This is a genomic window from Bradyrhizobium barranii subsp. apii (assembly GCF_011516635.5).
Taxonomy (GTDB): Bacteria; Pseudomonadota; Alphaproteobacteria; order Rhizobiales; family Xanthobacteraceae; genus Bradyrhizobium; species Bradyrhizobium barranii.
The window spans coordinates 23,769-42,312 of sequence record NZ_CP096256.1 but is presented as its reverse complement, the minus strand read 5'-3'; the positions used below and the strand labels follow the sequence as shown (position 1 = coordinate 42,312).

Here is an 18,544-nt window from a genome sequence, read left to right as displayed (position 1 = left end):
TGAATTTCTGAAGAGGTCGGCGTTGCCCACCTTGAGCCGGTAGGCTCGGGGTGCTGATTCCACAAAGGAGAGCAACGCCATGACGAGAGATATCACACCGGCTGGTTGGCCGGCGACCGGGGCTGTGGAGAAATCATTTGCGGAAGTGCGAGCGAGCTTCGATCGGTTCTGCCTTGCGGCAGGAATCGAGGCGCTCGGCACGATGATGGAGGCGGATGTGACAGCGGCCTGCGGGCCGCGCCACGGTCGTGATGCGGCGCGGCGGGCGCACCGTTGGGGCCGAACGCGGGGGCGGATCGGTTTCCACGGCGGCAAGATCGAGGTCGATCGCCCGCGGGTCCGGGGCATGGACGGCCGCGAGGTCACGATCCCGAGCTGGGAAACGGCGGCGCAGGAGGACTGGCTCGGTCGCTGGGCGATGAACCTGATGCTGATCAATGTGTCGACGCGCCGGTTCGGCCGCGCCGTCCGGCTGCCCGAGGGTGACGTGCCGGCACCGCCCGGATCGGGGATTTCGAAGTCGGCGGCCTCGCGGAGGTTCGTGGCTCTGTCGGCGGCGCGGCTGGCCGACTTCATGGCTGCCGATCTGTCCGCGCTCGACCTTCTGGTGGTCCAAATCGACGGGCTGCATCTCGACGACGATCTCGTGCTGGTGGCCGCGATCGGGGTTGACGGCGAAGGCAACAAGCATCCGCTGGCGCTGGTGGAAGGGGCGACCGAGAATGCAGCAACGGTTCAGGCCCTGCTGGACAACCTGGTCTCGCGCGGGCTCGACCCGACGGTGCCAAGACTGTTCATCGCCGACGGCGCGAAGGCGTTGTCGAAGGCGATCCGCCGCACCTTCGGTTCGGCCGCTGCGATCCAGCGCTGCCAGATCCACAAGGCGCGCAACATCATGGAACGCCTGCCGAAAGAGCATCATGCGGCCACCCGCCGGGTGCTGCGCCAGGCCTGGGAGCTCGATGACGCCGACAAGGCTGAAAAATTGATCCGCAATCTCGCGCGTCGACTCGACCAGCAATGGCCCGGCGTTGCGGCCAGTATCCTCGAAGGCCTCGACGAAATCCTGACTGTCGTCCGGTTGAAGTTGCCGAAGGAGCTTCGCCGATCGCTCGCCTGTACCAATATCGCCGAGAACATGATGGGCACCATTCGCCGCGTCACGCGCAACGTTAAACGCTGGCGGGATGCCGGTATGGCCTTGCGATGGGTCGCGGCCGGTATGATCGAGGCCAACAAGGGCTTCCGACGATTGAAGGCGCATAAGCAATTGTCGGTTCTGCGTGCGGCCCTTCAAGCTCACCACGATCGCATGACAATCAAGTCCGTTGCCCACGTCACGAGGGCTGCGTAATATTCATTCCGGCAACGTCGACCCGACGTAGTTCAACAGCGATCGGGACATCCCCCCAGCAGGCCTCGCAGCATTCGCGAACCGGCGAAGGAAAACTCCAGATGCATCCGGTCGAGCCTTTGCATCAGCGCGAGGTCTTTGGGCGGCACTGGACGCGGCAGATAGTAGACGCTGCCGCGGCTGATGTTCAGAGCTTCCGCCTGCTTGCCGATCGGCAGATCGTGTTCACGGTCGATCATCGCTTTGCGCTCAGCAATCCCGCCTTGGTGAGCGCTCCTTCTAAAAAACTGAGCGGGCGCTGCGCGCCCCCTGTGGGATATAAACGGGCGTCAACTCGCCGATCTTGGCATGCAGCGACTTCACGTCGACGGTGGGTTCGGCGATCCGACTCCCGCCGCCCGGACCGAAAACATCGGCAGCGCGGCCTTCGAGCTGGCCCTTCCACGATGTGATCTGATTGGGGTGAACGTCGAACTGCTCCGCTAGTTGCGCCAGCGTGCGGTCACCCTTGACGGCGGCAAGCGCCACCTTCGCCTTGAAAGCCGGAGTGTGGTTCCGCCGTGCTCGTCTGCTCATCGTCTCTCCTGATTCGCGGGTCAATCTTGCCCGCCGTCAGGCAGAAACTCCACTTATCGCACTGTTCAGATTTGCGGGGCCGGCTCAATCCTCGAATGGCTCGGAATAAAAACGTCAAAATCACTGTGATGAACCACTAGCGAGAACGCCCAATTGCAACCCTTCTCCACTGTAGCAGGTGTTCTGACGCGTGATCGTTCATCATAACGCAATCAACAGAGTTGTCGAACGAAACGTTCCGCCCATAAAAAGCGAGCCAAGGTGCTTGTTGCGGAAAATTCGTGTGTTGTTATCACCCTGTTCAAGAGCGCCATGACAGCCTCTTGCGAAACCAAGCCGAAGTCGGCCAAGGCGCAAGAAGCAAGCTGTGATGAAATTATGTCCGCACGAGCCGCAATCGCCTTTGGCAGTACAAGCGCGAAAGTCTCCTTTGCGTATCCGTGTGGAAATACGTCAGAGCCCAAGCGCTCACTCAAATAAGAACGGAGGAGTTCCTTGCCCGAGCGAAGTGCAAACGGAAGCTTCGCTCCAAAATTGATCAATCTCGGATCGCCGAATGGGCGGACGGGCCAAAGACCTCGCGTCGCGAGTGGGCGAGCATGACAAAGACTTGCGAGCAGAGTTGTGGATAGAGTGGCGCTGAGGGGGGCGCTAAAAAGGAAGGATGAACGAGCGGCGTCGAGCCCACGTTTCGTCAACAGGTCTTCTGCAAGCCCAAGTGCGATATCCAGGTCGGGTGAAGACGGAGATCTGGGTTCCTCCTCGTCGCTGCTGAAGCGAGCGCAAAGCTCGTCTCCTCCTATGCCGGTCCAGATTATTTCGCAGCCATCACCTCGGAACCGATCCCAGAGTGACCCGAACGCCTCAAGGTAATACTCTGAAATGAGTGGCAGGCGTCCTTTCAGGTCAAGATCTAGATCAATCGCCGGCATGTGGGCGTGCATGTCAACTTTGTGATCGCGACAATCCAGTGCGCTCAAAATGTTAGCTCGGCGGTCAATCTGCTTGGGGCTACTCCCGTCGCCCAATAGTATCCCGCCACATGCTAGCGATGCTACACTCTCGCTAACAGCAACTGCGACGGAAGCGGAGTCCATTCCTCCGCTCAGCTCCACAGCGTTTGCGCAGAAGGCCGTCGGCCGCGAACGAACAACCGCCTGAAGAGTATCAGAAAACTCAAGGACATAATTGCTCCCCTCTCGTCCAGAGAGCTCAGGGGCTGATGAAGTTGTCGCGCCGTACTCAAATGACGTTTCCGATCTGTCGACGTACAAGGTGGAGCCAGCAGTCAGCAGGTTAACGCCAACGCAGGCCTGTCGCGCAGAGTAGAACGTTCTCATCGACAGGTGATGCGCTATAATCTCTGCATCAATCGCTCGCGATTTATCCAAAAACTCGACAAAATCCCAGGAGAGCGTAACCGTGCGAGCGCGCTCCTCCACGTGGAAGTAAATTGGGAGGCTGCCAATATGGCCTGCTCGTACACGCAACCGAGGACCCCGGCGAGCGGCCTCGATCACGATAAAATCGAGCGGCCAGTGCATGCATTTCTGGTAGTGCTGACGAAACTGATCTGTAGACGCATGGTCTATTACGACCGAATGAACGCCAGCCCCGTCCGCCGCTCCTTGACGCTCACGTATGACGAAGAACCATTGCTCAGTGCTCTTCACTAACGAGCTCTCAAGACTCTTATGTTGGAAAGGCCAGATGCAGCTTTCACCAAACTCTATCGAACAGCCTTTGACAACAGGATCGAAGTTTTCCAGGTCGGCTATTTTCAGAGTGGCCTTGAGCATTTGTTCCTCGACTTAAACGTTACCGCCTCTCGTGTGAGAGGCGGTAACAGAGTGAAGAATGATCTTAAAGGTAACCTTCGTTAGCGCTGTCGCTAGGGAAGGGGCCCTTCGGATACGAAGTAGTGGGAGGTGGCAGCACCGGTAAGGGGAGGTCAGTTGTATCGGGCCGCGATGGCCGCTTAGACGTGTCTGCAGTTGCGCTCTTCATGTCGTGTTCCTATTGATAGCGTGATCGGGCTTCTCGTCGTGTGGCGCGGCAGCGTGTCGAGCCACTCTATAGCGTCTCTCATGTGAGAAGCCGGGCGACAACCTACCAAGATTTGCGGGTTGGATGACGGTGCTGGACAGAATTGGGTTGGAGCTTAGTAACGGTAAACGGCAGCAAATTCCGCAGAGCCGCATCTTTACGTGAGATCGTATGGAATCCAGATCGCAAGGCCATGTCGGCTCTCTCAGTGCAAGCAAAGCCCCATTCCCTGGATCCGCCGCAGATCAGGTCAACGACAGCACATTGTCGCCGGTTTCCGAAATTCTGCATGCGTACTGGCGATCCGATCGGCGCTTGCTTCTCATCGTTGCCACAGTGGTGCTGATCTCCAGCACGAGCAGCGTCGCAGCCCCCTATGTAGTCGTCCGTGAACAAGGCTCTAAGCGATTGAGCGAGAGTCTGTTTTTCGGATTTGAGACGGTTTGAGATTGCAGGGATTGGGAGGTAAAGACCGCCAAAGCCTGCAAATTCGATTGTGGATTGAACGAAGCCGCTGCCGCGGCGTAGGGGGCAAGGTGGCATAGATCGCCTCCTGGCTGAGAGGATGTGGGTGTTGGAGCCCACCCCCTCAGACAGGAGTATCGAGATGGCCGATTTGAGCCCTCTTCGCCGCCGCATGATCGAAGACATGACCGTCCGCAATCTGTCGCCGGCGACGCAAAGATCCTACATCAGCGCGGTTTCGAAGTTCAGCCGCTATTTTGGCCGATCGCCTGACCGGTTAGAGCTGGAAGACGTCCGCGCCTTCCAGGTGCATTTGGTCTCGACCGGCATCTCATGGCCGGCGCTGAACCAGATCGTCTGTGCGCTACGGTTTTTCTACGGCGTCACGCTCGGCGAGGCGCTCATCCCAGAGCGCATTCCCTATGCGCGAGAACCGCGCAAGCTGCCGGTCGTTCTCAGCGCCGACGAAGTGGTTCAGTTTCTTGAAGCGGTATCGAGCCTGAAGAGCCGCGCCGCGCTCACCACCGCCTATGCGGCCGGGCTCAGGGCCTCGGAGGTTGCGGGACTGCGGATCGAAGACATCGACAGCGCCCGCGGCGTCATCCAGGTGCGCCACGGCAAGGGCGCGAAGGATCGCAACGTGATGCTGTCGCCCCAGCTGCTGGGCATCCTGCGCACCTACTGGCGGCTCGCCCGGCCGCGGCTTTATCTGTTCCCTGGTCGTGACGAAGATCATCCGATCGATCAGACCGTGCTGCATGCCGCCTGCCGGTCGGCGGTGAAGGCTGCGGGCCTGACCAAGCGCGTCACGCTGCACACGCTGCGCCACAGCTTCGCGACACATCTTCTCGAGAACGGAACCGATATCCGGATCATCCAGGTCTTGCTCGGGCACAATAATTTGTCGTCGACAGCGCGCTACACGCAGGTCGCCACCGATACGATCCGAGCGACGCAGAGCCCGCTCGATCGCCTGTCGCTGGAGGTGACGCCACCTGGATGACCCGCAGCGGGATGCGGGTCATGACCCGCTCCGACATCCGCTCCAACAGGCCCGCCATCGAGATTGCCGATATTCTGCGCCGGCATGGCGACGCCTATCGCCGTGTACATGCCGGTCATCTGGGGCGGGTCGAGCGGCGCGTGATGAGCGCGATCGTTGCGTGCCGGACCGAGGCGCTCGGCGGCCACATGCAGGCTTGCGACGACTGCGGCACGACACGCGTTGCCTATAATTCCTGCCGCAATCGGCACTGTCCGAAGTGTCAGGGGAGAGCCCGAGCCGCGTGGCTCGCCGCGCGTCAAGCCGACCTGCTTCCGGTTCCCTATTTCCACGTCGTCTTTACACTTCCCGCACCGATCGCCGCGATCGCTTTCCAGAACAAGGCCGTCGTCTATGCCATCCTGTTCAAGGCTGCCGCCGAGGCGATGACGACGCTCGCCGCCAATCCACGCCGGCTCGGCGGTGCGATCGGCGGCGTCGCCGTCCTCCACACCTGGGGACAGACGCTGATGCATCATCCCCACGTCCATTGCGTCGTTCCGGGTGGCGGCCTCTCGCCCGATGGCGCGCGCTGGACCGCTTGCCGACCGAACTTCTTCCTGGCCGTCAAACCGTTGTCCAGACTATTTCGCACACTTTTTCTCAAACGTCTGTCGGCAGCCTTCAACTCCGGTGCCTTGCGTTTCTTCGGCGATCTCGGAGCTCTGGCCGAGCCGGCTGCCTTTGCGGCCCACCTCGACGCCATGCGACGCATCAACTGGGTTGTTTACGCCAAGCGGCCCTTCGGCGGACCCGCACAGGTCCTGGCCTATCTCGGCCGCTACACCCATCGCGTCGCGATCGCCAACAGCCGGCTCGTCGCACTCGACGACGATCATGTCGCCTTCTCATGGAAGGACTATCGCCAAAACAGCGCGACAAAGATCATGAATCTCAAGCCCGATGAGTTCATTCGCCGTTTCCTGCTTCATACGCCGCCTGACGGCTTCCACCGCATCCGCCACTTCGGCTTCATGGCCAACCGCCATCGCGCTGCCAAGCTCGCCCTTTGCCGCGAACTTCTCGATCATGAGCGAACAGCCCCAAACGATGGCCAGCCGTCGCCTGTGGATTCGGAGGCTCAAACCTGGGCCGAGGTTCCTGCCTGTCCCGATTGTGGTGGCGTCATGCGCATCATTGAGCGCTTTCGACATAGCTTCAGACGCCCCAGCCCTCGAACATCACCGTTCCGATGCGACACATCGTGAGCCAAGTCATGTCGTGCACGACGATCATCATTCGTCATTTCGCTCCCAGCGTCTCGATCATCGCGGACGATGTCGAATCCGTGCTGTCACACTGCGCGACAACAACCGTCCGATGCAGCAAAAGGCCTATCGCGATCTCAGGCGAAGCGCGTCTGATCTCAACTCTTCCAGGATGCGCACTCCTGTGTCTCTGCCTCACGCGCCGAGCCAGCAGATCGGGCATGGCGATCTCGAACAATCCCCATAGCTGCAAAACCGCGAATAGCCTCCCGCGCCTTCGTTCAATCCGGCTTCAATGAGGTCGCGTCATAAGCGCCTGCCGCGCCCTCGCGTGAGCGCGACCTCACAGAACCCTCCAGATTCCCTTTCGCAGCGGACCATGATTCTGTGTTGCATCGGAGGGGACGATGCGACCGAAGAAGCACAAGACGACGGGATCGAACGACCTGTTCCGGGCGCGGCTGGACCAGATCATCAATCTGAAGCACGAGCTGGTTCTGTTGGCCGGCAAGATCGATTGGGACTGGATCGACGGCGAGATCGCGCCGCTCTACAGCGAGAACGGCCGGCCGGGGATCGAGACCCGCTTCATGATCGGGCTGCTGTTGCTCAAGCAGATTTACGGGCTGTCCGATGAGGGGATTTGCGAGCGCTGGGTCCACGACCCGTATTTCCAGTACTTCACCGGCGAAGAGTTCTTCCAGCACGCCTTCCCGCACGAGCGATCGGACCTGAGCCATTGGCGCAAGCGGCTCGGCGACAAGCTGGAACTGCTGCTGGCCGAGAGCCTGCGGGTGGCGCACGAGGCCGGCGCGTTACGCGGCCAGGACCTCAAGCGGGTCACGGTCGATACCACGGTGCAGCCAAAGGCCATCACCTTTCCGACCGACGCCAAGCTGCTGCATGCGGCCATCAAGGGGCTCAACCGCCTGGCGAGAAGGCACGGCGTCAGGCTGCGGCAGTCCTATTCTCGGATCGCCAAGGCCGCCGCGATGATGGCGGGCCGCTACGCCCATGCCAAACAATTCAGGCGGCATCAGCGGCAGTTGCGTATCCTGCGCTCAAGGCTCGGCCGGATCATCCGCGATATCCGCCGCAAGATCGACGGCCAGCCAGCCCTGGAGGAGGCGTTCGCCCTTCCGCTTGGCCGGGCCAGCCAGATCCGCTCGCAGCAGCAGCGCCAACGCGGCTGGAAGCTTTATTCTTTCCATGCCCCGGAGGTGGAGTGCATCGGCAAGGGCAAGGCCTCCGCGCCGTACGAGTTCGGCGTCAAGGCTTCCATCGTCACCAACAACCGCCGAGCTCCCGGCGGTCTGTTCGTGCTACACGTCAGGGCGCTGCCCGATAATCCGTATGACGGTCACACCCTGCGCGACGTCATCGACCGCACCGAGGCACTCACCGGCTGTCCGATCGAGCGGGCCTATGTCGACAAGGGGTATCGCGGCCACGACGCTCAAAATCCACGTCGCGTCTTCATCTCCGGCCAGAAGCGCGGCGTCTTCGGGATCATCAAGCGCGAGTTGCGCCGCCGATCCGCCATCGAGCCCATCATCGGACACCTGAAGGCCGAAGGTCACCTCGGGCGCTGCTACCTCAAAGGCCGCGCAGGAGACGCCGCCAACGTCGTCCTCTCCGCCGTAGGCCACAACTTCCGCCGCATCCTCGCCTGGCTGAGAGATTTCTTGGACCTGTTCCTGATCCGGATATGGCGCACGTTCACATGTCCCATCCCGCTCAATTCGGATTCTTAACGGACGACTATGTATTTTCGGGTCTCATTGATCGCCTCCCGCGGGGGGGAAGGCATGTCGGCGTTTGCCTGGGGATTCGCCGGCTATGCGGTCCTGCTCGGCATAGCCTCCGCATTGCAGCGCATGCTGCAGTATCTTTCCTTCATGACAGCCGAGAACCTGGGCTTCATCGCTGCAACTCGCTTTTTCGATCGCATCCTGAGAAAAACCTCAGCCTTTCTTCTTGAGCACAATCCCGTGGAGATACAGAGTGCGGCTGCGCGCGGGTGCAGCGCGTTGACGACGTTGGTCCAGCTTGGAATTATGATATTCATCCCGGCTGCAGCGCAGCTTCTGCTTACGCTCGCTATTCTCGGTGTGCTCGTCAATATCCAGATCGCTGCAATCGTCGTCGCTTATGGGGCTGTCGCGATTACATTGGGGTGGAGTTCCACGCGTCGGGCGCGCGTGTTTCTGGACCGGGCCATCGAAGCCGGACAGGAGAATGCGCGTTTCGTCGGCAACGTCATGAACTCCATGGACACGTTGCGCCATTTCGGCAGTCATTCCTGGACGAGCCAGCGCTTTACGATGAAGGCGCGGGAAGTGCGCGATAACTGGCGAACCTACGTGTTTCAACGATTGGCCTACATAGCCGTGCTCGGCTTAGCCATCGCGCTACAATTTGCCGTCACACTTCTCCTTCTAATACCTGAATACCGGGCCGGCGCGGTCACGATCGGCGATATTGTGCTATTCAACACGCTTCTACTCCAACTCAATATGCCCTTCGAGATGGTCGCGCGCGCGATCTCTGACGCGGCGCGGTCGCGAGCCGACCTCATTCCTCTCGCCAGACTGTGGGTCGCACCAGAAGAGCGGCGAACATCTCATGCTCATGATTTCACGCCCTCCGAGGGCATTGGTTATGCCTACAACAACGGTCGTGGCGTTACGAATGTCTCGTTTATGGCTAGGCGCGGCGCCATTACCTTCCTTGTCGGCGAAACCGGATCGGGGAAGTCGACAATATTCAAGCTCGTCCTGAAATCGATTGAGCCAGACTGCGGCCGTATTCTGGTCGATGGAACCGATATAGCGACCATCGATCACACGGATTGGTATGCCGCAGTTGCTGTTGTGCCGCAGGAGGTGATGTTGCTCAATGAGTCGCTAGCCGACAACATTCTGCTAGTGGTTCATCACAGTGATTTTGACTCTTTGACGACGGCCGGATAGGCGCGGCGGAGTTTGGCGCGGGCTTTGTCGGTTGTGAACATCCACTTGATGCGGTCTTGCGCCTTGTTTCGCTGCCGTTGCCATGCCGCGATCTCGTTTCGGAGCTTTTTGGGGTCGTCGATGCGGCGGCCGAGACACTGGCGCTGCAGCACGCTGATCTCGCACGCAACCAGGTTGGGCCAACTGGCGTGTTTCGGGGTGTAGTGGAATTCGAGGCGGCGCAGGATGCGCCGGGCTTCGGCGGGCGCAAATGCTTGATACAGCGCACCGGCGGTATGGATCGACAGATTGTCCTGCACGACACGGATGCAGGCGGCTTCGGGATAATGGACGTCGACGAGTTCACGCATGCAATGGGCGTAGTCGACGGCGGCGCGGCGCTCGGTCGCCTTCACGTTGCGCCACCCCCGATGTGGATCGAAGGTAACGAAGAGATTGACGGTGCCATTGCGGCGGTACTCGTAATCGTAGCGCTCGCGCTGTCCGGGCTTGGCGGAGACCGGCTGGCGCACCTCGCCGATCAGCTGGACCGGGGTCTCGTCGAAGCAGACCAGCGGCCGGGCGGGATCCGGCCTCTCGGCGTAGAGGTCAAGCACGTCCTCCATGCGGGCGACGTATTCGCCATCGACATGAGGAATGCACCACATGTCCCTGCGCCATGGCTTGAGGTCGTTCTCCGCCAGCCGGCGGCGCACGGTCTCGCCCGACAAGCTGTCGTGATCGGTGAGCTTGACCATCGCGTTGGCCAGCAGCGTCAGCGTCCAGCGTTTGCGGCCGGCCGGCGGCTTGGCGCATGCGGTCGCCACCAGCAGGGCCTCCTCCTTGCCCGTCAGCTTGCGTTCCGCCCCTGGACGCGGCTCCTCGCTCAGGGCCCGCTCCAGATTGCCTTCCACGAAGCGGCGCTTGGTCCGATAGACGGTGGAGAGGCTGACACTTACGGTCCGGGCAATCTCCTCGTCGCGGCGCCCTCCATCGGCCGCCAGCAAAATCTGCGCCCGCTTGAGCTTGCGCGCGGCGCACTTGCCGCCGCCGAGCATCGCCGTCAGTTCGTCTCGCTCGGCTTGGCTCAATTCGACCCGATAACGGACATTCATCCTTTGCCTCCTTGTCGGAAGGCCGGGACGAATCGATCCATGAGTCAAAAATCAGGCGCGCGCTTCACCCAGAAGCAGGGGCACTACCTCGCTTTCATCTACACATATTCCAACATGTTCGGACAGCCGCCCGCCGAGAAAGACATCCAGCGCCACTTCCGCGTCAGCCCGCCTTCGGTCCACCAAATGATCGTAACTCTCGAACGAAACGGATGCATCCGTCGTCAACCCGGCGTCCCAAGGAGCATCGAAATTCTCGTGCCGCCGGAAAGCTTGCCGATCCTCGAATGGCTCGGAATAAAAACTTCAAAATCACTGTGATGAACCACTAGTCTTACTGCGTCACAAACGGTGGTCTGTGAAATGGGCGAACTTGATTGCACAACAAGGACATCTCGACAACGTTCGGACCAGCCCTTGTTCGAGTCGCCGTCGCATCGTCGTGATCGAATTTGGAATGTGACGTTGGGTCCGTAGCGGCAGAACCGCGGGGTCTGTAATCCGCGGAAACGCGAGCGAGCGGGATCGGCCGGGCGCGCCGAGCGCCTGAGGGGGGAAACGCCTCCCGCTCGGAGATCAGGAATCCGAAGGCTGCAATGCACATCGTTGCGTGATGATGAAAGCCGCGCCAGCCGCGTCCCTCGAAGTGGCCAAGCCCGACCTCCTGCTTGAGTTCCTGATAGTCGCGTTCGATGCGCCAGCGCAATTTAGCCGTCTCTACGAGAGTCCGGAATGCCACATCCTCCGGCAATGTCGAGAGCCAGTATTTGGTAGGCTGGTCCTCGCCTTTCGGCCATTCGATCAGCAACCATTCCTCCAACCGCTGGGTGGTTTGCCAATAATCACGGTGCGCGGCACGGACCCGCACGCGGGCAAAGCGCGAGCTCAGCTTTTCGTTCGTTCCTTGCCGCCACGTGATGGTGCGCCAAGCTTTGGCCGGCAGGCCGATCGCGAGCGCTTTAACGGCGGCCGGCCGACGCTGACGGTTGCGGCGCATCAGTTTCGGGGGACGGCCGCGGCCCGACCATGGCTTCGGCGGCAAGGGACCGGTGCCGGGCGCCCATACCGTTGTGCTCGACAGAAGACCCGCCACATAGGTCAATCCCAGCGCCGTGATCTCCGTGCGCAGATCGCTGTTGTTGCCATAGCCCGCGTCCATCAGCACGACACCACGCGGAAGGCCGGTCGCACAGGCCCACCGCAACTGCTCCAGCGCGATCTCCGGCTTGGTCCGGAAGCCGACTTCGGCAGGAATGCCCACCTTGCGCCGCCGATCGCAATCCTCAGTCCATTCCTTCGGAAGATAAAGGCGGTAGGCAACAGGCAGGCTGGCGTGGTGATTGGCAATCGATAATGACACCGCCACCTGGCAATTATCCTGCTTGCCGAGCTGCCCGCAATATTGCCGTGCAACTCCAACCGAATGTCGCCCCTGCTTGGGAAATCCGGTGTCATCGATGATCCAAGCTTCGATCGGGCCCTGGCGTTCGATCGCCGGCAGGACCATCTCTCGTACCTTGCCCAGCACCTTCTCATCCGACCAGGCGCCGCTGCCGACGAAATGCAGCAGCGATTGATGTTGGGCGGCCGTCCGTTCCGGAGCCGTCATCGCCGCCATTGGCTCCACGCTCTTACGACCGCCACAGGCCATGAGGCCGACGCAATAGTCGCGCAGCGGTGCCTTCCGATCAGCATGACCGATGACGCTGGCAAGCCCTTCCAAATACGTCGCAAATCGCATCTCACTGGTCTTGGTGCCACGCCCGCTCATGTAGCCTCCTCGGCTGATGGTCCATGCTTCAACCATCGCTGATTCCGGCCGGATAAAGCCTGCGGTTTTGTGACTCAGTCGTTCTAGTCTTACTGAGTCAGAGTGTCGCGGCCCTTGTCGACAGGAATCATATATTTGAGAAGACTCACTTTTCGTCATGCGGGGGCTGAGATGAGTCTGACAAAATCGGGAGACGTAGCGTCGCGGTTTTCGGCATATATTGAGGGCCTTGCGAGTGTGATCGGCCATGCAGGACGCGCCAAACCGCTGCGCGACTACTGTACCGGGCTGATGATGCCATGCGATCGCAAGAGCGTCGAGCCGATGGCGGCAATCACGGCACCTGAGCGGACAGCAGCGCAACATCAGTCGTTGTTGCATTTAGTCGGTCAAGGTGACTGGTCGGATCAGCAGGTGTTGGCCAAGGTCCGTGAGTTAGTGCTGCCGGGCATCGAACGCTGCGGGCCGATCGAAGCGTGGATCATTGATGATACGGGCTTTCCCAAGAAGGGGCGGCATTCAGTCGGCGTTGCGCGGCAATATTGCGGCCAGTTGGGCAAGCAAGACAATTGTCAGGTGGCCGTATCTCTTTCGCTTGCGAACCATCATGCGAGCTTGCCGGTGGCCTATCGGCTCTATCTCCCAAAGGAGTGGGTGACGGACCGTACACGTCGGCGCAAAGCCGGAGTCCCCAAGGAAATCACCTTCAAGACCAAGCCGGCAATTGCACTTGATCATTTGCGCTGGGCCTGTGCGGTGGGCTTGCCGCGCGGCGTGGTCCTGATGGACGCCGGCTACGGCACCGACACCGCTCTGCGTGGGAGTATTACCGAACTGGGCCTGAGCTACGTGGCCGGCATCTTGCCACAAACCTCGGTATGGGCGCCCGGAACCGGACCGCGGCCGCCGAAGGCATGGTCGGGGAACGGACGACCTCCGAAACTGCTACGGCGTGACAGCAAACACCGACCGATTTCGGTCAAGAAGCTTGCGATCGGTCTGCCAGCACATGCTTGGCACAAGATCACGTGGCGTGAGGGTACGGCAGAACCGTTGTCTTCGCGGTTTGCCCGTGTGCGCGTCCGTCCGGCACATCGAGATTACTGGCTCGCCGAAAGCCGGCCCGAGGAATGGCTGCTGATCGAGTGGCCAGAGGGCGAGGCAGCACCAACCAAATATTGGTTTTCAACGCTTGCAGCCAACATTGGATTTCGTCAGCTGGTCGATATTGCCAAGCTGCGCTGGCGCATCGAGCGCGACTACCACGAACTCAAACAGGAGGTTGGCCTTGGTCACTTCGAGGGACGAAGCTGGCGTGGCTTCCACCACCACGCAACATTGTGCATTGCCGCCTACGGTTTTCTAGCCCGTCTTATTCGTCAGAGGGCGCCTGAGAGGCTGGCGAGCGTGGTGTAAAGCGCTGATGCGGCGTAGGATTCGGTTGCAAAGCCAACCCCATCACCTTCAGCCGCGAACACCACGCCCGCCATGACCGACGATACGATTCTGCCCTTCTCGTTTCCAGCCGTTCACGCCAAGAAAGTCACAGCTGCCTTCGATGGCGGTCGGCTGACCTCGAACGGGGGCGTGATGCTTCTGGCGATGGCCGAGCGGCGTCTCGGCTTGGCCGACAATTTGGCCCGGGTGTTCCCGGATCGGCGCGATCCGACGCGGGTCGTGCACAGCCTGGTCGATATGTTCCGCGCGCGCATGTTCGCGATCTGCTGCGGCTACGAGGACGCCGACGACCTCGATCATCTGCGGTCCGATCCCGCATTCAAGCTGGCCTGCGGACGGCTGCCGGACACGGGTCGCGATCTGTGTTCCCAACCGACGCTGTCGCGCCTGGAGAATGCTCCGCGCCTGCGCGACGTGATCCGACTGACCTACACTTTGGTCGACGCATGGATGGATAGCTACCCGCGCGAGCCGGCATCCGTCACGCTCGACATCGATGATACCTGCGATGTCGTCCACGGCCATCAGCAGCTCTCGCTGTTCAACGCTCATTATGACGAACGCTGCTTCCTGCCGATCCACGTCTACGACACGGAGAAGAGCCGGCCCGTGGCGGTCGTGCTGCGGCCCGGCAAGACGCCGGGCGGCGTCGAGGTGCGTGCCCATCTGCGCCGCCTGGTACGGCATATCCGGACGCGGTGGCACAACACGCGAATTACGTTCCGTGGCGACGGGCACTATGCCCGGCCGGAGGCAATGGCGTGGTGCGAGACCAACGGCATCGACTACATCTTCGGTCTGTCCGGCACCAAGCCGCTCGCCAGAAAAGTCGACGCGGTCGCCGACGACATCCGCACGCGACGCGCCATCGAGAACCTGCCGGTTCTGCGCGGCTATACCGAGACGCGCCACAAGGCAAAGTCCTGGGATCGCGAACGACGCACCGTCGCCCGTATTGAGGCGACGATGCTCGGCCTCGACATCCGCTTCGTCGTCACCAGCCTCGATGTCGGCTCGGCCGAGTGGATCTACGACAGCCTGTATTGCGCGCGCGGCCAAGCCGAGAATCTGATCAAGCTGCATAAGACGCAGCTCGCCTCCGATCGCACCAGTTGCCGTTCGGCGCTCGCCAATCAAGTCCGCCTCGTTCTCCATACCGCCGCTTATTGGCTGATGCTGACCGTGCGCGACGCCATTCCCAAAGTCCGGGAATTGGCCACTGCCGAGTTCGCGACGCTGCGTCTTCGGCTCTTGAAAATCGCCGCCCGGGTTGTCGAGACCAAGAGCCGCATTCGCCTTGCGTTCGCCGCGGCATGTCCCGAAGCCGACCTGATCCGCAGCTTGCCCGGCGCGCTGCTGCCGCTCGGTCCTTGACCGGTGGGGCGTCCGCCCGCGTTCACCCAACCCATCCCTCAAGCGCGTTGCAAAGTACCGGTCGTCAGGCGGTGAAAAGCCGAAGGCAATCCTGTGCGCCTCGTCAGCGGAGGTGTGCGGATGCACCAGTCGGACCAAAATACCGCGCTCTCACGAATAGGGCGGGCTAGTCTCCGAGCGAGAGACGATTCCCCCCTCAGAAGCAGCCTCCACCAAAATCTTCAAGGAAGCTGCTATTCCCGCAACCTATCGGCCGAGGGGATCCGCCATTGCGGCCTGAACGACACGTTCCGAATTCGATTGCGACCGTCCGACGAAGATTGAGCGCTGCGCTCGTCGTCACACTATCTCGATGCCCTTGTTGCATCAGGGCACTCTCAAGTCAAAGTGGCTATCGAAATTTATGACGCAGTAAGACTAGTCTTACTGCGTCAGAAAGTCGCGGACGTTTTTGACGACGAATCGGCTACCCGAGGGACTCACGCGAGGGGGAGCTGGAATGGGTAGCCGAAGCGGTAACCAGGGTGAAGCGCGATTTACGGCCTATGTCGAGGGTTTGGCGAGCGTGATCGGGCACGCGGATCGGACGAGACCGCTGAGGGACTACTGTGTTGGCCTGATGCTGCCCGGGGATCGCAAAAGCGTCGAGCCGATGGCGGCGATAACAGCCCCGGAGCGAACGGCGGCCCAGCATCAATCATTATTGCATTTCGTCGGCGCGGGCGGATGGTCGGACGAGAAGGTCTTGAGCAAGGTGCGAGAGATGGTCCAGCCCAAGATCGAGCGACACGGTCCGATCGAGGCCTGGATCATCGATGATACTGGCTTTCCCAAGACCAAGAAAGGGCGGCATTCGGTTGGCGTGGCACGGCAATACTGCGGTCAGCTTGGCAAGCAGGACAATTGCCAAGTGGCGGTCTCGCTATCGATTGCCAATCATCATGCGAGTTTGCCGATCGCCTACCGTTTGTACCTGCCGGAAAGTTGGGCCGAGGATGAGGATCGCCGAGAGAAGGCGGGCGTACCAAAGGATGTCACCTTCAAGACCAAGCCTGAGATCGCGCTGGAGCAGATCCGGTCGGCGTGTGCAGCGGGCATTGCACGCGGTGTTGTGCTGATGGATGCGGGATACGGGGCCGATACCGCGCTGCGCGAGGAAGTGACGGCACTGGGGTTGCGCTATGTTGCCGGTATCTTGCCGCACACCTCTGTCTGGCCACCAGGCACGAGACCGCTGCCACCAAAGCGATGGTCTGGGAATGGGCGGCCGCCAAAGCTGATCCGGCGCGACGACAAAAATAAGCCCTGCTCAGTCAAGGCGCTCGCGCTCGCGCTGCCGAGAACGGCCTGGCGCAATGTCAGATGGCGCGAAGGCAGTGCTGATTGGCTGACCTCGCGCTTTGCACGCGTTCGGGTCCGTCCCGCTAATCGCGATTACTGGCTGAGCGAGCCCCGTGCGGAGGAATGGCTGTTGATCGAATGGCCTGACGGCGAGGCGGAGCCGACCAAATACTGGTTCTCGACACTGCCTGAAAACATCTCCTTCCGCGCCCTGGTCAACTTCGCCAAGCTCAGATGGCGCATCGAACGCGACTACCAAGAGCTCAAGCAGGAGGTCGGCCTGGGGCATTATGAAGGGCGTGGTTGGCGCGGCTTCCATCACCACGCCACGTTATGCATCGCCGCCTACGGCTTCCTGATCTCCGAAAGGGAGACGATTCCCCCCTCGCGACCTCGTCGGCCCGCGTTCGTCAAAGAATTTGCGCTTCCCAAAAATCAAAAGCCGCGGGGCGCTACCGCTCAGAACCGAGCGTCATATTCCGAATTCGATCGCTACCATGCGGCGGCGCCTTATCAGCGCATTGGTTAGCCGGCTACGTAGATGTCCGTGCTGCGCAGTCCAAATCCAGGTCGATGCGCCGCATGATTTGTGACGCAGTAAGACTAGATTAGTCTAGGATGTGGGCAATCTAATGTCCCGAGTCACAAGTTCGCAATCGTAGATTCGCAGTAGGTTCGCGTCGCTGTGCCAAGGCTGGAGGCAGCAGCAGTGACGGAGGATCTGATGGCGGTCCGGCAACTTGCCTCCCTGACATTGAGTGATGAAGAGCGCGCCGAACTGAAGGCGCTGACGACGCGGCGGAAGACGGCGCAGGCGCTGGCTCTGAGAGCCCGGATCGTGCTGACCTGCGCGGAAGGCGGTCAAAACAAGGAAGTGGCGGCCAAGCTGGGCTTGGGCCGGTCAACGGTAGGCAAGTGGCGGCGGCGCTTTGTGGAGCGGCGCGTGGACGGGCTGCATGACGAGGCCCGCTCCGGAGCGCCACGTACGGTTGACGATGCCCGCATCGAAGCCCTGATCGTAAGGACGTTGGAGAGTTGCCCCGAGAACGCCACCCATTGGAGTTCCCGCGGCATGGCGAAGGCCAGCGGCCTGTCGGTGTCGACGGTGCAACGCATCTGGCGGGCCTTCGGGCTCCAGCCGCACCGGCTGGAGACGTTCAAGCTCTCGACCGATCCAAACTTCGTGGCCAAAGTGCGCGACGTCGTGGGCCTTTACGTCTCCCCGCCGGAGCACGCCATCGTTCTCTGTGTGGATGAGAAATCCCAAATCCAGGCACTGGACCGCAGTCAGCCGATGCTGCCGATGCGTCCCGGCCAACCGGCCCGAAGAAGCCATGACTACACAAGGCACGGCACCACATCGCTGTTCGCCGCCCTCGACATTGCCAGTGGACGGGTGATCGGCAAGTGCTACGGACGCCACCGTGCTGTCGAGTTCCGCAAGTTCCTCGACGAGATCGAGGCTGCCGTGCCGCGCGACCTCGACGTCCATTTGATCATGGACAATTACGCCACGCACAAGACGCCATTGATCCGAAGATGGCTCGCCAAGCGGCCCCGGTGGCACGTGCACCTGACCCCGACCAGTTCGTCATGGCTCAACCAGGTCGAGCGCTTCTTCGCACTCCTGACCGACAAGAAGATCAGACGCGGCATCTATCGGAGCGTTGCCGCCCTCCGGGCAGACATCGCTTCCTTCATCGACCGGCACAACGCCGATCCCAAGCCGTTCCGCTGGACTAAGTCCGCCGATGACATCCTGGCATCCATCGAACGCTTCTGCCGGTACAACGCTCCGCCAAATCCAGATTCGATATCGCGAACTTCTGGTCCACCACACTAG

At 61.0% G+C, this 18,544-nt stretch carries 12 protein-coding genes and 2 pseudogenes; 10 read left to right on the top strand and 4 right to left on the bottom strand.

Translation table 11 applies throughout. The features are described 5' to 3' along the window. Positions 1-79 precede the first annotated feature (79 nt). On the top strand, positions 80-1,354 hold the full coding sequence (locus HAP41_RS47420) for an IS256 family transposase (RefSeq protein WP_166064748.1): 1,275 nt from the start codon (positions 80-82) through the stop codon (positions 1,352-1,354). A 50-nt stretch (positions 1,355-1,404) separates the two neighbouring features. Here the strand turns inward: HAP41_RS47420 and HAP41_RS47415 are convergent. Next, positions 1,405-1,930: pseudogene (locus HAP41_RS47415) on the bottom strand (transposase); the annotation flags it as partial. A gap of 212 nt (positions 1,931-2,142) precedes the next feature. Continuing rightward, positions 2,143-3,729 carry a hypothetical protein gene (locus HAP41_RS47410; RefSeq protein WP_224581131.1) on the bottom strand — a complete coding sequence of 529 codons (1,587 nt, stop codon included), beginning with the start codon at positions 3,727-3,729 and terminating at the stop codon, positions 2,143-2,145. Positions 3,730-4,583: 854 nt separating this feature from the next. Between HAP41_RS47410 and HAP41_RS47405 the strand changes: the two genes are divergently transcribed. From HAP41_RS47405 to HAP41_RS47390, 4 genes are all read left to right on the top strand, one after another. Beyond that, complete coding sequence (locus HAP41_RS47405; protein WP_029085027.1) at positions 4,584-5,444, top strand: tyrosine-type recombinase/integrase; 861 nt, start codon at positions 4,584-4,586, stop codon at positions 5,442-5,444. 20 nt (positions 5,445-5,464) lie between these two features. Further along, positions 5,465-6,691: an IS91 family transposase gene (locus HAP41_RS47400; RefSeq protein WP_166053869.1), complete on the top strand. Its 1,227-nt coding sequence runs from the start codon at positions 5,465-5,467 to the stop codon at positions 6,689-6,691. A 407-nt stretch (positions 6,692-7,098) separates the two neighbouring features. Beyond that, a complete protein-coding gene (locus HAP41_RS47395; RefSeq protein WP_166053956.1) occupies positions 7,099-8,445 on the top strand; it encodes an IS5 family transposase in 1,347 nt (448 codons plus the stop codon). A 54-nt stretch (positions 8,446-8,499) separates the two neighbouring features. Next, positions 8,500-9,663 carry an ATP-binding cassette domain-containing protein gene (locus HAP41_RS47390; RefSeq protein WP_224581132.1) on the top strand — a complete coding sequence of 388 codons (1,164 nt, stop codon included), beginning with the start codon at positions 8,500-8,502 and terminating at the stop codon, positions 9,661-9,663. Here the strand turns inward: HAP41_RS47390 and HAP41_RS47385 are convergent. Continuing rightward, positions 9,627-10,757 carry an IS630 family transposase gene (locus HAP41_RS47385; RefSeq protein WP_166106967.1) on the bottom strand — a complete coding sequence of 377 codons (1,131 nt, stop codon included), beginning with the start codon at positions 10,755-10,757 and terminating at the stop codon, positions 9,627-9,629. The two genes, HAP41_RS47390 and HAP41_RS47385, sit on opposite strands and share 37 nt — an antisense overlap. A gap of 39 nt (positions 10,758-10,796) precedes the next feature. On the opposite strand from HAP41_RS47385, the gene HAP41_RS47380 reads away from it, so the two are divergent. Continuing rightward, positions 10,797-11,078: a LexA family protein gene (locus tag HAP41_RS47380; protein WP_166106965.1), complete on the top strand. Its 282-nt coding sequence runs from the start codon at positions 10,797-10,799 to the stop codon at positions 11,076-11,078. 13 nt (positions 11,079-11,091) lie between these two features. On the opposite strand, the gene HAP41_RS47375 is transcribed toward HAP41_RS47380, so the two are convergent. Further along, positions 11,092-12,528, bottom strand: a complete 1,437-nt coding sequence (locus tag HAP41_RS47375; RefSeq protein ID WP_166105276.1) for an IS701 family transposase — start codon at positions 12,526-12,528, stop codon at positions 11,092-11,094. Positions 12,529-12,699: 171 nt separating this feature from the next. Between HAP41_RS47375 and HAP41_RS47370 the strand changes: the two are divergent. The 4 genes and pseudogenes from HAP41_RS47370 to HAP41_RS47355 all read left to right on the top strand — a co-directional run. Then, positions 12,700-13,893 (top strand): annotated as a pseudogene (locus HAP41_RS47370) (IS701 family transposase); the annotation flags it as partial. Positions 13,894-14,016: 123 nt separating this feature from the next. Continuing rightward, the gene (locus tag HAP41_RS47365) at positions 14,017-15,360 is read left to right on the top strand and encodes an IS1380 family transposase (protein ID WP_166053720.1); all 1,344 of its coding nucleotides are present in this window, start codon (positions 14,017-14,019) and stop codon (positions 15,358-15,360) included. A gap of 499 nt (positions 15,361-15,859) precedes the next feature. Next, complete coding sequence (locus HAP41_RS47360; protein ID WP_166106962.1) at positions 15,860-17,230, top strand: IS701 family transposase; 1,371 nt, start codon at positions 15,860-15,862, stop codon at positions 17,228-17,230. 195 nt (positions 17,231-17,425) lie between these two features. After that, positions 17,426-18,544, top strand: a complete 1,119-nt coding sequence (locus tag HAP41_RS47355) for an IS630 family transposase (RefSeq protein WP_166107040.1) — start codon at positions 17,426-17,428, stop codon at positions 18,542-18,544.

Coding starts and splice junctions, on each gene's coding strand:
- HAP41_RS47390 (WP_224581132.1), top strand. CDS start 8,500: ATGTCGGCGTTTGCCTGGGGATTCGCCGGCTATGCGGTCCTGCTCGGC.
- HAP41_RS47385 (WP_166106967.1), bottom strand. CDS start 10,757: ATGAATGTCCGTTATCGGGTCGAATTGAGCCAAGCCGAGCGAGACGAA.
- HAP41_RS47410 (WP_224581131.1), bottom strand. CDS start 3,729: ATGCTCAAGGCCACTCTGAAAATAGCCGACCTGGAAAACTTCGATCCT.
- HAP41_RS47360 (WP_166106962.1), top strand. CDS start 15,860: ATGGGTAGCCGAAGCGGTAACCAGGGTGAAGCGCGATTTACGGCCTAT.
- HAP41_RS47420 (WP_166064748.1), top strand. CDS start 80: ATGACGAGAGATATCACACCGGCTGGTTGGCCGGCGACCGGGGCTGTG.
- HAP41_RS47375 (WP_166105276.1), bottom strand. CDS start 12,528: ATGAGCGGGCGTGGCACCAAGACCAGTGAGATGCGATTTGCGACGTAT.
- HAP41_RS47365 (WP_166053720.1), top strand. CDS start 14,017: ATGACCGACGATACGATTCTGCCCTTCTCGTTTCCAGCCGTTCACGCC.
- HAP41_RS47400 (WP_166053869.1), top strand. CDS start 5,465: ATGACCCGCTCCGACATCCGCTCCAACAGGCCCGCCATCGAGATTGCC.
- HAP41_RS47355 (WP_166107040.1), top strand. CDS start 17,426: ATGGCGGTCCGGCAACTTGCCTCCCTGACATTGAGTGATGAAGAGCGC.
- HAP41_RS47405 (WP_029085027.1), top strand. CDS start 4,584: ATGGCCGATTTGAGCCCTCTTCGCCGCCGCATGATCGAAGACATGACC.
- HAP41_RS47380 (WP_166106965.1), top strand. CDS start 10,797: ATGAGTCAAAAATCAGGCGCGCGCTTCACCCAGAAGCAGGGGCACTAC.
- HAP41_RS47395 (WP_166053956.1), top strand. CDS start 7,099: ATGCGACCGAAGAAGCACAAGACGACGGGATCGAACGACCTGTTCCGG.